The 13,311-nt window shown below is 72.8% G+C and carries 14 protein-coding genes; 10 read left to right on the plus strand and 4 right to left on the minus strand.

Going from position 1 to position 13,311, the window contains the following annotated elements; translation table 11 throughout:
• Positions 1-127 precede the first annotated feature (127 nt).
• Positions 128-1,114, plus strand: coding sequence for a hypothetical protein (locus OG780_RS02715; RefSeq protein ID WP_328444246.1), 987 nt, complete (start codon positions 128-130; stop codon positions 1,112-1,114).
• Between the two features lie 49 nt (positions 1,115-1,163).
• Here the strand turns inward: OG780_RS02715 and OG780_RS02720 are convergent, their stop codons facing one another.
• Positions 1,164-1,475, minus strand: a complete 312-nt coding sequence (locus OG780_RS02720; protein WP_328444248.1) for a Dabb family protein — start codon at positions 1,473-1,475, stop codon at positions 1,164-1,166.
• A gap of 107 nt (positions 1,476-1,582) precedes the next feature.
• On the opposite strand from OG780_RS02720, the gene OG780_RS02725 reads away from it, so the two are divergent.
• The 9 genes from OG780_RS02725 (at position 1,583) to OG780_RS02765 (ending at position 10,604) form a co-directional block, all read left to right on the plus strand.
• The gene (locus tag OG780_RS02725) at positions 1,583-3,337 is read left to right on the plus strand and encodes a nitrilase-related carbon-nitrogen hydrolase (protein WP_328444250.1); all 1,755 of its coding nucleotides are present in this window, start codon (positions 1,583-1,585) and stop codon (positions 3,335-3,337) included.
• 66 nt (positions 3,338-3,403) lie between these two features.
• On the plus strand, positions 3,404-4,210 hold the full coding sequence (locus tag OG780_RS02730) for a hypothetical protein (RefSeq protein WP_328444252.1): 807 nt from the start codon (positions 3,404-3,406) through the stop codon (positions 4,208-4,210).
• Complete coding sequence (locus OG780_RS02735; RefSeq protein WP_328444254.1) at positions 4,207-5,193, plus strand: alpha/beta hydrolase family protein; 987 nt, start codon at positions 4,207-4,209, stop codon at positions 5,191-5,193. Before OG780_RS02730 ends, OG780_RS02735 begins: the two co-directional genes overlap by 4 nt.
• Positions 5,194-5,278: 85 nt before the next feature.
• Positions 5,279-6,496, plus strand: coding sequence for an aromatic ring-hydroxylating dioxygenase subunit alpha (locus OG780_RS02740; RefSeq protein ID WP_328444257.1), 1,218 nt, complete (start codon positions 5,279-5,281; stop codon positions 6,494-6,496).
• 8 nt (positions 6,497-6,504) lie between these two features.
• Complete coding sequence (locus OG780_RS02745) at positions 6,505-7,308, plus strand: hypothetical protein (protein WP_328444259.1); 804 nt, start codon at positions 6,505-6,507, stop codon at positions 7,306-7,308.
• Positions 7,305-8,270 carry a hypothetical protein gene (locus OG780_RS02750; protein WP_328444261.1) on the plus strand — a complete coding sequence of 322 codons (966 nt, stop codon included), beginning with the start codon at positions 7,305-7,307 and terminating at the stop codon, positions 8,268-8,270. The genes OG780_RS02745 and OG780_RS02750 overlap by 4 nt, the downstream gene beginning before the upstream one ends.
• Complete coding sequence (locus OG780_RS02755; RefSeq protein WP_328444263.1) at positions 8,267-9,166, plus strand: SDR family oxidoreductase; 900 nt, start codon at positions 8,267-8,269, stop codon at positions 9,164-9,166. Before OG780_RS02750 ends, OG780_RS02755 begins: the two co-directional genes overlap by 4 nt.
• Positions 9,163-9,861, plus strand: a complete 699-nt coding sequence (locus tag OG780_RS02760) for a hypothetical protein (RefSeq protein ID WP_328444265.1) — start codon at positions 9,163-9,165, stop codon at positions 9,859-9,861. Before OG780_RS02755 ends, OG780_RS02760 begins: the two co-directional genes overlap by 4 nt.
• Complete coding sequence (locus OG780_RS02765) at positions 9,858-10,604, plus strand: maleate cis-trans isomerase family protein (RefSeq protein ID WP_328444267.1); 747 nt, start codon at positions 9,858-9,860, stop codon at positions 10,602-10,604. The genes OG780_RS02760 and OG780_RS02765 overlap by 4 nt, the downstream gene beginning before the upstream one ends.
• A gap of 75 nt (positions 10,605-10,679) precedes the next feature.
• On the opposite strand, the gene OG780_RS02770 is transcribed toward OG780_RS02765, so the two are convergent.
• The 3 genes from OG780_RS02770 to OG780_RS02780 all read right to left on the minus strand — a co-directional run bounded on the left by OG780_RS02770 (position 10,680) and on the right by OG780_RS02780 (position 13,126).
• A complete protein-coding gene (locus tag OG780_RS02770) occupies positions 10,680-11,324 on the minus strand; it encodes a hypothetical protein (protein WP_328444269.1) in 645 nt (214 codons plus the stop codon).
• 60 nt (positions 11,325-11,384) lie between these two features.
• Complete coding sequence (locus OG780_RS02775) at positions 11,385-12,350, minus strand: poly(ethylene terephthalate) hydrolase family protein (protein ID WP_328444271.1); 966 nt, start codon at positions 12,348-12,350, stop codon at positions 11,385-11,387.
• A 329-nt stretch (positions 12,351-12,679) separates the two neighbouring features.
• Positions 12,680-13,126 carry a hypothetical protein gene (locus tag OG780_RS02780; RefSeq protein WP_328444273.1) on the minus strand — a complete coding sequence of 149 codons (447 nt, stop codon included), beginning with the start codon at positions 13,124-13,126 and terminating at the stop codon, positions 12,680-12,682.
• Between the last annotated feature and the right edge of the window lie 185 nt (positions 13,127-13,311).

The raw sequence follows: 13,311 nt of genomic DNA on the forward strand, positions 1-13,311 counted from the left end.
TCTCGGGGCGGTGAACCGCAGCCCGGTGCGCGGCACGCCCGCACCGGTACCTCCCGAAGCCCCACAACGCACGACAGCACCACCGTTTCCGTCCACGCACCAGCCGATCTCCGACCGGAGGCACGTCATGAGACCGCTCCCCCGCTCCAGGCCCTTCGCTCCGGCCGTCACCCTGGCCGTGGCCCTGCTGCTCGCGTTCCTCCCGTCGGGGGCGCGCGCCGCGGGTGTCACCAGGGAGTCGACCACCGTCGATGTCTCGTGCGCCGCGTTCACCTACCACCAGAGCGCCGACTGGTACTTCCCCTCCGGGACACCCAGCGGCCTGATCTGGCTCCAGCACGGCTTCGCCCGCGCCAATGACCATGTGCGGGACCTGGCCGAGCGCTACGCCGCGGCCGGGTACCTCGTGTTCGCGCCGACCCTGCCGAGCGCCGACCTGTTCGGCTGCACCCTGCCCAACCTCGGCAACAACAAGCCCTTCCTCGACAACGTCGCCTCCTGGTTCACCACGAAGGGCACCGGCGCCGACCGGCTCCGGGCCAGTTACGCCCGCGCCGCGGCCTCGGCGGGGCGCGGGGGCACGGCGCTGCCGTCCTCGCTCGTGCTGTCGGGTCACTCGGCGGGCGGCGAGGCGGTCGAGTACGTGGCGCAGCGGCTGCACACGGCCGCGCCGGCCGACTTCGCCCGCGTACGCGGACTGGTGCTGCTCGACCCGGTGAAGTCGTTCCTGGGCAGCAACACCGAGGACGCGCTGACCGGGCTGGCGGGAACGGGCCTGCCCGTGCACACCATCTCCTCGCCCCCGTACTCGTGCAACAGCGACGCCACCGGAACCGAGGCGGTCCAGAAGCTGGTTCCGGCCGCGTTCGTCGGCGTACGGCTGACGACGGGCGCCCACACGGACGCGGAGGGCGCGAGCACCGACCTCGCGGGCACCGCCCTGTGCGGCACACCGCAGACGAAGAACGTGGCCGCGCTGCAGAGTCTCGCCACGGCGTGGGCGTCGGACGCCTTCACCGGCCGCACCACGGCGGCCTGGTACCCGGGAGGCGCGTCCTACGACGCGCTGCTGGCCGCCGGGACCATCAGCACCCTGGCCGGGGCCGGTGTCTGAACGGCCGGCCGCCCTTGCCGAGAACGGGCCCCGGGTGAAGCCGACTTGATCAGTCGTCGTCCGCTCCCTGGCGCGGGTCGTCGTCGACGCTGTCGACGACGGCCCGGTCCGCGAGCCGGGGGCGCAGCCATCGCGCGAGCAGCAGGTGCTCCGGATGCCTCTGATAGGCGGCGAGTTCGTCCGGTCCCGAATGCCTGGTGATCATGCTCAGGTGGTAGGAGACGGGCGTGTCCAGGACGTCGAGCCCGAGCGTCATGGAGCGTATCTCCCTTACGAGCGGGGCCAGTTGTTCCAGTCTGTCGCGGGCCTCGGGCGCGTCGGCCGGATCCTTGAACCTCATCAGCACGACATGAGTGAGCACAGGAGTCCTTCCGCTGGGCGACAAGGAAATTCCCCTCTGTCGCGGGACTGGCGGCGAGTGTATGTTCAGGAAACAGTGTTCCGCCAGGGGAACCAAGGGAGAGTGTGATGCCCCCTGTCTCCGTGCGCGTCGCGGCGGCCCAGTTCGCCGTGGGGATCGACCGGTCGGCCAACCTCGCCGCGGTACTGCGCGCCGTCGGGGCGGCGGCGGCCCGGAAGGCCCGCCTGGTCGTCCTGCCCGAGTTCTGCAACCACCTGTCCTGGTACGAGGACAGGGAGCACGCGCTGCGCGAGGCCTGCGTCCCCGGGGACACCTTCCTCACCGAGGTGGCGGCCGCCGCCGCGCGGCACGGGCTGTACGTCAAGCTGCACGTCACCCTCGCCGCACCCGCCACGCCTCCCGTCCCCGGCCGGGCCGACGGCATGCGGATCACGGCGACGAGCCTGCTCTTCGCCCCGGACGGAACGCTCGTGGGACGGGCCGACAAACAGACGCTGATGGGCAGCGAGAACGACCATCTCGACCCCGCCGACACCGAGGGCCCGGTCGTGGAGACCGGCCTCGGGCCGGTCGGCCTCTACTCCTGCATGGAAGGGGTGATCAACGAGGTGTGCCGCTCCCTGTCCCTGCGCGGAGCGCGGTTACTTCTCAACAGCCTCAACTCCTTCGCACTGGACGAGGCGTCGCTGCACATTCCCGTCCGGGCCGCGGAGAACAAGGTGTGGGTGGTGGCCGCGAACAAGGTCGGTCCCCTCATCCCCGAAGCCCGGCTCGCCGCCGTCGCGGAGGGGCTGGGCATTCCGCCCGAGGCGCTCCACGGCGCCGGCGAGAGTCAGATCGTCGCGCCCGACGGCACGGTGGCCGCCAAGGCTCCGCGCACCGGCGAGGCTCTCGCGGTGGCCGACATCGATCCGCTCGGCGCGCTCGACAAGCACCGGCCGGACGGCACCGACGTGTTCGCGGCCCGCCGCCCCGACCTGTACGGCCCGATCGCGCGTTCGCCGCGCCCGGTGCCCGCCTTCGCCGGACGGCGCGCCGAGAGTGTCACGGCCGCGGTGCTGCTGCCCGCGGGTACCGGACGGGCGGCCGTCGAGGACGCGGCTCGGCTGGCGGCCGACGCCGCCGCGCGAGGCGCCCGCCTGCTGGTCCTTCCCGAGCTGTTCCACTTTCCCTCGGGCCGTGTCCCCGCGCACCTGACGGGGACCGAGGCGGACGCTCTGGCCGCCGGGGCGCTGCGAACGCTGGCGGACGCGCTGAGCGGCACCGACGCCCTGCTCGCCTGCACCGTGCCGGCGGGAGACGTACACCTGGGCGTGCTCACCGGCGCGGGCGGGCCGGTGCTGCGCGTCCCCCAACTCCATCCGAGTGCCCGCCATGCCTCGTGGGCGACCGGCCGGGCGGGCCCGCCCGAGGTCCATGACGCCGCGTGGGGACGGATCGCCCTGGTCGCCGGGGACGACAGTGTCCATCCGGAGACCTTCCGGCTCGCCGCGCTGGCCGGCGCCGACACCGTGGCGGTCTGCTTCACCGGCCTGGAGCCCTGGGAGAGCGCCCTGGGCCTGCCCGAGCGCTCCGCCGAGAACCGGCTCAACCTCGTCGCGGCCGGCCACGGCCAGGGCGCCGTGCACGCGCTTCCGTCCGACTTCGGACTCTGGCAGAACCACGGGGGCGGCTTCACCGGCCGTATCAGTCATCCCCGTACCACCACCGCGACAGGACCCCTCACCCTGGCCGGGATCCACCCCGCCCAGGCCCTGCGCCGGATGCTGTCCCGCTCCACCGACCTGGTCGACGGACGGCCCTGGCGGCTGTCCGGCGCGCTGGTCGCCCCGGCCGGCGCGCCGGCCCCCCGTCCGGCCTGACCGCTCCGGACCCTTGCCCCGCCCGGCCCTTCGACGCCGGCACCGCGAACCCCGAGGAGCTGCTCCGTGGCCGAGACCCTCAAGGCCGTGCAGGACATGACGGACGACGCGCCCGTCACCGACGTGACCGAGACCTTCGAACAGTGGCGGGAACTGCTCGCGGAACTCAAGTCCAAGATCGACGCCCGCTTCGAACTGCGCCGCGACCCCTCCACGCTCGGACTCGACTCCTACGGCGCGCCCCCGCAGAGCCCGGGTGGCTCGCTGGCCGCCTACAGCGGGCCCGAGGTCGACTGGATGGTGCACTCCTGGCTCGGCAACCCGACCCGCGGCTTCGCCAACCTGCACCTGACGGTGTGGCTGGGCCCGCACATCCGGGTGCCGCACCTGGGCATCGCCCTGCTGTGCTGGCCGGGAGGCTGGTTCTATCTCGACTCGGTGCCCCGCGCGAACCTGGTCGCCGACGGCGCGTACTACGACCGTTACTACGCCCCGCTCGACGAGGAGTGGCTCGCCACCCGTGAACAGCATCCGTCCCTGGACTGGTTCACCAGCCGGGCGGGGTTCATCCGGGCGAGTCTGTCCCCGACCGCGTACTGCTACTCGATGCCCCGCGACCAGGAGCACGTCGGCCTGGTCCGCTCGCTCACCCACGCGCACGTGGACCGCTGGCTCGGATGGGTGGACGCGGCAGAGGCCGTTCCCCCGGACGAGCGGGACGTCCTGGCCGCCGCGGACCTGGCCACCCGGCGCAACATCGCCGAGCGGGACCCCGCCAACGTCATGGGGGTGCGCTACTTCGGCGAGGACACGACCGACCGCCTGGTCCGGGCCCTGTGGGGCGGGGACCGGGAACTGCCGAGGCCGAGATGACCGCCGGCGTACGGGCCCTGTGGTGGGCCTGCCGGGTACCTGGCCTCAAGGAGCCGTTCGACACCGCGCACCTGCGGGTGTTCTATCCGGCTCGGCCCACCGGCTCCGACGCCGAGCGGCTCTCGGGCGAGATCCCGGCCGACCCGGAGGAGGCCCCGTACCCGGTGGCGCTGCTCCTGCCGGGCATCAACGTCGGCCAGGACGCCTACCGTTGGCTGGCCGTCGCGCTCGCGTCGGCGGGTGTGGTCGCCGTGACCGCGGACCTGGTGGGCGAGCTGTTCGCCGGGAGTCACGGCCTCACCCCGGCGGTGGACCTCGAAGCGGCGGCGCCGGCCGGGTACGGCACCCGCCCGACCAGCCCGCTCATCGGCGCGCTGCTGGCAGCCGTACGGGAACTCGGCACCAGGCCGCCGCTGGCCGGGCTGCTCGACACGGAACGCGTCGCCCTCGGCGGGCACTCGGCGGGGGGCACCGTGGCGCTCCAGTCGGCCGGTCTGACCCCGGGTGTACGGGCGGTGTTCGCCTACGGAGCCCACACGGTCGTCGCCGACCTGCTCGGCTGGCCACCGGGGACCGTCCTGCCGGCGGGCGGCGGCGCGCCGGTACTGCTGCTGTCCGGCGAGCACGACGGTGTGATCGCCGCGAGCGCGGACCGCTACACCGGACCGCCCGGCGGGGCGCCGCCGGATCCGGTGGCCCGTACGTTCGCCGAGGCCGTCCCCGACGCGGCGGGCGGCAACGTCCTGGCCACCCTGGCGGGCGCGAACCACTTCACCGCCTGCCACCCCCAGGACCCCACCGGTGCGCGCGGGTTCCTGGAACGGACGGTCCCGGACGACGGCGGTGCCGCCAGAGACCTGCTGTCCCGTCTGATCACCCTGTTCTGCACCGCCCACCTGCGCGACGACGACGCCGCCCGGTCCCGGCTCGACGAACTGCTGGCGCCCCCACACCCCGGGCTCGTCGCGGTGCGACGCCGCTGAACTCCCCTCGTACGAAAGCCCCGCACGGCTCCGCGGGCCCAAGTCCCGCATCCCCAGCAGAGAACGACGCCGAGGAGCGCCACGGATGCTCAAGAACTTCTGGTACGCGGTCGAGTTCGCCGACCGTGTGGGACGCCGGCCCCTGAAAGTGACCTGTCTGGGCCAGAGTCTGGTGCTGTACCGCACCGAGGACGGGCGCCCGGTGGCCCTGTCCGACCTCTGCGCGCACCGGGGCGCGGCCCTGTCCGACGGCAGCGTGGCCGGTGACTGCGTGGTGTGCCCCTACCACGGCTGGCGTTTCGAGCCCGACGGGGCGTGCACCAGGATCCCCGCCAACCTGCCCGGCCGCGGCATCCCCAGGAAGGCCCGGGTCGACGCGTACCCGGCGCGCGAACGGTACGGGTTCGTCTGGGTGTTCCTCGGCGACCTGCCCGAGGAGGAACGGCCGCCCATCCCCAAGTGGCCCGAGTTCGAAGAGCTGTTGGAGGACGGCGGCCGCTTCAGGGCGGTGACCGGCGAGTACCTCTGGCACTCCAACTACGAGCGGGTGCTGGAGAACGGCTGCGACATCGCGCACACCCCGTTCGTGCACGCGGGTTCGTTCGGCAACCCGGAGCGTCCGGAGGTCGAGGAGTACGCCCTCGACCAGCCCGACGAGTGGTCGGCGTTCGCCACCGTCTCCATGCACCCGCCGACCGCGAAGGGACTGTGGTCGAGGCTCTACCAGGACCGGCGTTCGCAGGGCCGGGACCGGCCTCCGGTGGTGAGCACCGCGGGCTGGATGCTGCCGAACCTCGTCAAGCTGCATGTGCGGCTGCCGTTCGGCAACATGATCATCTACGACACGAACATCCCGGTCGACGAGACCACCACCCTCGTCAAGTGGGTAGCGCTGCGCGACTTCTTCACCGGTTCCTGGGCCGACGCCAACACGCGCAAGCGGGTGTACCGCATCTTCGGGCAGGACGCCCCGGTGGTGGACGGGACCCGGCCGGAGCTGCTCCCCGCCGACCTGGGCGCGGAACTCCACCTGCGTTCGGACCTGATCTCGGTCGCCTACCGGCGCAAGAGGCAGGAACTCGCCGCCAAGGGCTGGACGGTGGGCGCCGGGGACCGCGTCACGGGAGACGTACCCGAGCGCACCTCGACGGTGATCGCCTCCCCCGGCCGCCGCGAGGTTCCCGAGTTCGCCCGCGCCTGGGAGCAGAAGGCGCACGGCCTCCACCCCACGGTCGACGGCGCCCAGTCCGCGTCCGGCCCCGACAAGGACGACGCCCCCGAACAGCGTCCGTCCGGAGAGTGAACCCCGAGATGCCGGATCAGACAGCGGCCCGTCCCCCGTCCGTCCCGCCGGCCCGCGCGGCGGCGCAGTCCCCGCCCGCCGCGCTGTCCGCGCGCGTCCTCGACCGCCTCACAGCCGTCGCGGAGGTCACCGAATCCCCCACGCCCTGGGGGCGGTTGACGAGCGGGGCCTTCCCCGGTGAGGTCGGCTCCGTCCGGTATTTCACCGGGAGCGGCGCCGTCGCGTCCGTCGTGCACATCTCGCTGGTGGTCCCGCCCATCGGCCTCGACAGCCACATGGTGTTCGCGTTCGGCGCGGCCGAGGGACCGCTGCCGCACTTCACCCTCGACTCCGTGCACGCCGGGGAGGGTTACGCCTTTCACCTCGACCTGGTGCAGCGGGCGGACCTGGCCTGCCATCCCGCTTACACCGACGCCGTGTACGGCCCCCTGACCCCGGCGCACGGCAGCGCGGCGGAGATCCCGGGGCTGGCCCCCGCGGCGATCGGTCCGCGCCAGCGCGCCCTGATGTCGCCGTGGATGCTCGTGCACCGTGCCGACGAGGCGGCGCTGCGGGCCGTGGGACCGATCGCCGAAAGCTATCTGGAGCACTGGCTGGCCCTGGCCGGGGACTTCCCTCCGGGAGCGGCCGACGAAGTGAAGGACACGGACCTCGCCGACCGCGACCGGCGGCTGCGGGCCGCGCTGTTCAGCCGGGAGATCGATCCGGTGTGGGCGCAGGTCGACCGGCTGCTCGGCCCGGCGACGACCGACGCACTGCGCGGCCTGCTGATCACCGGCAGCCCGGACGGCCCGGAAGGGGACGCCTCGTGAGCGCCCCGGAGCCCAGCGCCTGGCAGCGGCGCATCACCGGTGAATGGCACGGCCGGCCCTCGCTGTTCGACGCGACGGGCACGTGGTGCGGATTCGAGGACATCCGCCGTTCCTCGGCGTTCGAGGACGGAGGCACGGTCTACCGCATGGACGGCGGTCTTGAGGGCGGCGGCCCGCTGGCCGGCCGGTTCCGGCTCGCCGCGCCCTTCGCGTTCACCGTGACCGACGCCGACGACAACCGGATCTACCACGGGCCCGACTTCCACGGAACGGGCCAGCCGTACGGCTCGTTCGTGGACGCCCACTACTACGGGCCCGGCTGGCAGGTCGACCTCAACACCTGGAACCACGTCCTGCCCGACGGAGAGACCCAGGTCTACTCGTCCGTCCTCTACCAGGGGTGGACGGTGGTGGGCTGCTTCAACGGCCTCTACCGGCGCACCATCGGCGCCGGGGCCGACGATCCCGCGACGCGCGCCGCGATCGACGCCCATCTCACCGCGGAGACCCGGTCCGGTCCCGTGCCGTGGATCCTGCCCACCAAGCGGTCCGGCGCCTTCCGGGGAACGTGCGAGGTGTGGGGCGCCGACCAGAAGCCGCTGGGAACGGTCGAGGTGGAGGACCGGCTCACCCCGCTGGACCTGCTGCGCACCGAACACCGGGTCCGCTGGACGGGCGCCGGCGTGGACCGCGCCTTCACCGTCGTACGCCGCCGGGACGGCACCCGGGAGTTCTGGGAGGGGCCGGGGGCCTGGGGCAACGCCCAGGCGTTCGGGCGGGCCAACTACCCGGTCTGGCACTTCACCGACGGGGACGTGCACAAGGTCAAGGGACGCGAGTTCGCCCTGGACGCCACCCCCGGCATGACCGCGGGCGGCCGGCTGGCCGTCACCTGGGAACTGTTCGACGGCAACGTCCTGGCCGCCGTCGTGCACGGCGTCCTCGACTGGGAGGAGACATGAGAACGCGGGCGCCCGTCGTGGTGGTCACGGGCAGCACCCGCGGCATCGGCCACGGGCTGGCCCGCTCCTTCCTCGACCGGGGCTGCCGCGTCGTGGTGTCCGGTCGCGGACCACGAACCGTGAAGGAGGCCGCCGCGGTCCTGGACGCCCCGGCGGCCCGGCTGCTCGGACAGGCGGCGGACGTCACCGACCGGGGCCAGGTACAGAACCTGTGGGACGCGGCCCTCGACACCTTCGGCGGCGTCGACGTATGGATCAACAACGCCGGGGCGGCCACCGTCCGACGGCCGCTCTGGGAGCTGCCGGACGGCGACCTGGAAGCCGTCGTCGCCACGAACCTGGTGGGCACCGCCCATGGTTCGGCCGTCGCGCTGAACGGGTTCCTCGCCCAAGGCCACGGACGCCTGTGGAACATGGAGGGCCTCGGCTCCGACGGCCGCGTCCTGCCGGGCCTCGGCGCGTACGGCACCACCAAGCGCGCCGTCACCTACCTCACCCACGCTCTGGCCGCGGACCTGCGCGAACGGGCGGTGACCGCACCGCACGACGTACGGGCGCTGCGTCTGTCGCCGGGCATGGTCGTGACCGACCTCCTGTTGCACGACTACGGCCCGGCGGAGTACGCGAAGGTCCGCAAGGTGCTGAACATCCTGGCGGACCGGGTGGAGACCGTGGCGCCCTGGCTGACCGACCGGATCCTGGCGGACCGGACCCGCAACGGCGGCCGCGTCGCCTGGCTGACCCGGCGCAGGGCGGCGGCGCGGTTCGCGACAGCCGGACTCCGCACCCGCGACGTCCTGCCGGCCGCACCGCCCGGACCACCGGCGCCACCGGGACCGGCAGGGTCGGCGGCCCCGGAGCGCGGGACCGGACACGGCGGGGAGGCGGAGCTGTGAGCACGCCGGTGGACTACCCCGTCGCGCTCGCGCTCCAGGACTTCGTGCCGGTCGCCCTGACCGGCATAGGGGCGGCCTGTCTGATCCGGCCGGTCGCACGGGCCGTACCCCGGGCCGGGACCACGGCGGCCACGGCGACCGCGCTGATCCTGGCGGGCGGGCTGTCCAAGGCGGTGTGGAAACTCGCCGTGTCCCTCGACGGACCGGACGTCCAGCCCCTGAACAAGGCGCTGTTCCCGCTGCTCGCCGCGGGCTTCCTGCTGCTGGCCCACGCCCTGCTGTCCCTGCCGTCCCCGGTCCCCTCGCCACGGGGAGCGGGCCGGGTCCCCCCGCTGTGGGGGTTCGCCGCGACCTGGACGCTGCTGGGCGCGCTGTCCCTGCTCCTGGGCTCGACCCTGCCCGTCATGGTGCTGACCATAGCCGCGGTCACCGTGTGCGGGGTCCGTCTCATCCTGCTCGCACGGGCCGCCGGGGACACTCCGGCAGCTTCGGCGGCGGGCCTGTGGCTGCTCGGCATGTACGTGCTGGGGCCGCTGGCCGCCCGCCCCGACCAGAGCGTCACCCTGCAGTGGACCGAGCAGGGCTGCAACACGCTCACCCAGGCGGCCCTCCTGATCGCCGCCCTCAGGCTCGCCCGCTCGCTGTCCCGCTCCGCGCCGCACCCGGCCGGCCTGTCCAGAACGGTGAACCCATGACCGACGCCCTCGGCTGGCGCCACAAGTTCGGCGTCATCGCCCCCAGTACCAACACCATCGTGGAGCCGGACTTCCACCGGATGACCGTGCCCGGGGTGACCTCGCACTTCTCGCGCATCCACATCCGGGACCAGGACATGTCCGGCGACGCCGGGATGGAGCGGTTGCTGGACCAGATCCGCGACGAGATCGGCGCGGCCTGCGAGCGGGTGCTCACCTGCGAACCCGACTACATGGTGATGGGCATGTCGGCCGAGACGTTCTGGGGCGGTGTCGAGGGCAACCGCGTGTTCATCCGCCAGATCCACGAGGCCACCGGTCTGCGGGTCGCCACCGGCGCCGAGGCCTGCGACCGGGCGCTGCGTCTGTTCGACGCGCGGCGCATCGGCGTACTGACCCCCTATCAGCCCGTGGGCGATGCCAACGTACGGAGGTTCTTCACCGAGTTGGGCTTCGAGGTCGCCGGTGTCACCGGACTGCGCTGTCCGACGGCCGTGTCCATCGCCCACGTCGAAGAGCGGCGACTGCGCGAGGCCCTGACGGAACTCGCCCTCCTGGACGGGGTCGAGGCGATCGTGCAGTGCGGGACCAACCTGTCCATGGTCGCCCTGGCCGACGAGGCGGAGCGCTGGCTCGGGCTCCCGGTCATCGCCATCAACGCCGCCACGTGGTGGATGGCACTGCGCGACAACGGGGTCAACGACCAGGTGCGGGGCGTGGGTTCACTGTTGCGCGAGCACTGAGAACCACACCGGTGCGGATCGGGCCGGACGGGCCAGGGCGAACGGGCCGGGCTCGTGGGAGCCCGGCCGGCCCGGTCACAGCACGGCCCGTGCGGGCGCGGCTTCTTGGCGCCTGTCGATACGCCGGTCGCACAGGGCGGCCAGCAGACCGGCCAGCATGAGTCCTTCGCCGGCGTTGCCCAGCGGTGGCACCTTGAACGCGAAGGCCGAGGCGACGAAGACGGCGAACGCGCCCAGCGCGATCCAGGGCACGGATCGCCGCTTCCACGCCACGACGCCGATCGCCAGCAGCGCCAGGACGGAGAGGACCGCCGCGACGGGCGCACCCCCGCCACCGGCGTCCGTGTAGCGCAGGGTTCCGGCCCAGGAGCGGGGCTCCAGTTCGAGGCCCGGCAGCGTGGTGGCCACCCCGAGCACGGACAGGGCCGCGGCGCACGCCCAGGCCCACCGGACCGTGCGCCGCCCTCGGTCGAGCAGCAGGGTGCCGCACACCACGGAGAGCGGCGTCAGCACGGCGTGCACCACGAAACGGCCGGTGTTGAGCCACTCCAACGGTGCACCCGCCCCCACCACCGCCCCGGCCGCGACGACGAGAGAGTCGTACGCCAGCGCACACCCGAGGACACCGATCCACAGCCCGGGGGCACGGCCTCTGCGGAACGCGGCGAAGGCGAGCAGGAGTTGGAGAACTCCTATCAGGAACAGGGCCGCCGAGACCATGACACTCCTCCACTTGAGAAACCCTGCCTGTGCGCGCGGTCGCCGCGCCGGAGCGGTCGGTCAGTAGGCCTGCTGGACGGTCACCGCGTTGTCGACGCCGTCTCCCCACTGACGTACGTAGGCGGCGGCCAGCCCGTCACCCAGACTCGCCCTCAGGAACAGCGCGGACCAGCGGGCCGAGGTACGGATGCTCTCGGTCTGATCGAGCGTCTGGACCGACGTGTCCGGGAGCGCCCCGGTCGGGTCCTGCGCATCGGTGATGCCGTAGTGATTGGCCCCGGTGACGGTGACGAGCGCCTTCGGCGTGGCGGTCAGTGCCTCGTAGGTCGCCTGGGCCGCGGCGGGTGCGGCGACGCCGTCGACGCTCCCCTGGACGAGCGCCAGGGGCACTCCGGTGTTGTCGACGGCCGGGGCGGCCCCGCCGCCGGGGGGCACGTTGTTCGTGCCGAAGAACGCGGCGGCCTTCAGCTGGACGGGCTTGACGGCGCCGGCGGGCAGGCCGAAGCAGAACGGCGGGGCGCACTGCCCCTGCACGGTGCCGAGCCCCGCGGCGCCACCGAAGGAGTGGCCGAGCAGAACCAGGGTGTCGGAGTCGATACGTCCTGCCAGCGGGCTGTCGGCGTCGGCGTTCTCGGCAGCGGCCCATGTCACCGCGGCGAGCCCCTCGTCGGAGGAGGCCCACAGTCCGGGCACGCCGTACAGGGTTCTGGTGTGGTTGGGCACCACCACGACGAATCCGAATGCCGCGACCGTACGGGCGTACCCTTCGTAGGCCGACTTGTCGACGTTCGCGCCCTGGAGCAGCAGCGCCACCGGCAGTCGGCGGGTGGTGGTCGCGGGGTAGTAGATGTCGGCCGGGTCCTGGCCGACCGTGGTGGCGTAGACGGCCGTCGGGTAGACGGTCGGACTTTCCGCGGCTTCCGCCCGAGCCAGACCGCCGGACCCCGCCAGGAGGGCGAGCCCCAGGAAGAAGGCGGTCACCGCCCGTCTCGCGCCTGATCCGAGGAAATGTGTGGGACGCACCATGAGGACTCCGGTTCTTCGCCATGTCATTGCGGACGACGTACGAGGAGCAGCCCCTCACAGACCTCGCGGCCTGACTCGGAGACGACGCGCATGGTTTCCATGAGAGAAACTTCGTTTCACATCGACACCAGTAAACTGACCGTCCCTCGCCACCGTCAACAGGGGAAGCCCACGACTTCGAACGGATCCCCGCCACGAACCGACGGCCGGATCTTCGTCGGGTGCGCGGACCTTGCGGGCAGGCAGGTGGACCATCGCCCGGTCCAAGGTCTCCGGCTCAACTCACCCCGGAACAACCGCACAGTCCAGGACCTGTCCGGCGAGACGGCTCAGACGCGCGGGTTCAGCCTCTGGGCGAGCAGGCGGCGTAGACGAGCCGAGGCCCCGGCAAGGGTCCCGAGGCTCCTCACCGTCTCCGCCTCAAGCTCCGGACGGTCCGCGAGGGCGAGCACCGCCGCGTAGGGCCGTTCACCTTCCTCGAGCTTCTCTGCCACGGCATCACGGACAGCTCTCAGGACGGTGGCGTCCGCGGCGGGATGTTCCGCCAGCAGACGGAGGAGCCTGTTGTCGTTCCAGGAGCTGTCGCGGGCCGCACTCAGGTCCAGGAGGGCCGAGGGCGGGGTGTGCGGATTGGCGGCGAGGGCCTGCCGGACGAAGGGGTACGGACAGTGCGCGAGACGCCGAAGAACGGTGCTGTCCTTCTCCGCACTCGCCAGAGCGAGGTGGTCGGCGGGCGTGGGCACGGGGCGGCCTCTCATGACGGTCGAGACCGCCATCCTGCCACCACCCCTCCGCCACCTGCGCGAACAGCCCTCGCCTCAGGGGCGCGTTCACGTCGGTGGTCCACGGTCGCGCCCGGCGGACCGCACGCCACGAACAGCGTCGACTGCGATGCGGCGTTCCCGCCCGCACATGCCCCAGCCCCGTGCTACGCCCCGCATCGTAGGAGCCGACGGGCTCC

The organism is Streptomyces sp. NBC_00386 (genome assembly GCF_036063235.1).
GTDB lineage: Bacteria > Actinomycetota > Actinomycetes > Streptomycetales > Streptomycetaceae > Streptomyces.

What these genes read in the sequence shown, in the direction of transcription:
- OG780_RS02740 (WP_328444257.1), top strand. Translation starts at nt 5,279, where the DNA reads ATGCTCAAGAACTTCTGGTACGCGGTCGAGTTCGCCGACCGTGTGGGA.
- OG780_RS02725 (WP_328444250.1), top strand. Translation starts at nt 1,583, where the DNA reads ATGCCCCCTGTCTCCGTGCGCGTCGCGGCGGCCCAGTTCGCCGTGGGG.
- OG780_RS02770 (WP_328444269.1), bottom strand. Translation starts at nt 11,324, where the DNA reads ATGGTCTCGGCGGCCCTGTTCCTGATAGGAGTTCTCCAACTCCTGCTC.
- OG780_RS02780 (WP_328444273.1), bottom strand. Translation starts at nt 13,126, where the DNA reads ATGGCGGTCTCGACCGTCATGAGAGGCCGCCCCGTGCCCACGCCCGCC.
- OG780_RS02775 (WP_328444271.1), bottom strand. Translation starts at nt 12,350, where the DNA reads ATGGTGCGTCCCACACATTTCCTCGGATCAGGCGCGAGACGGGCGGTG.
- OG780_RS02735 (WP_328444254.1), top strand. Translation starts at nt 4,207, where the DNA reads ATGACCGCCGGCGTACGGGCCCTGTGGTGGGCCTGCCGGGTACCTGGC.
- OG780_RS02745 (WP_328444259.1), top strand. Translation starts at nt 6,505, where the DNA reads ATGCCGGATCAGACAGCGGCCCGTCCCCCGTCCGTCCCGCCGGCCCGC.
- OG780_RS02715 (WP_328444246.1), top strand. Translation starts at nt 128, where the DNA reads ATGAGACCGCTCCCCCGCTCCAGGCCCTTCGCTCCGGCCGTCACCCTG.
- OG780_RS02755 (WP_328444263.1), top strand. Translation starts at nt 8,267, where the DNA reads ATGAGAACGCGGGCGCCCGTCGTGGTGGTCACGGGCAGCACCCGCGGC.
- OG780_RS02765 (WP_328444267.1), top strand. Translation starts at nt 9,858, where the DNA reads ATGACCGACGCCCTCGGCTGGCGCCACAAGTTCGGCGTCATCGCCCCC.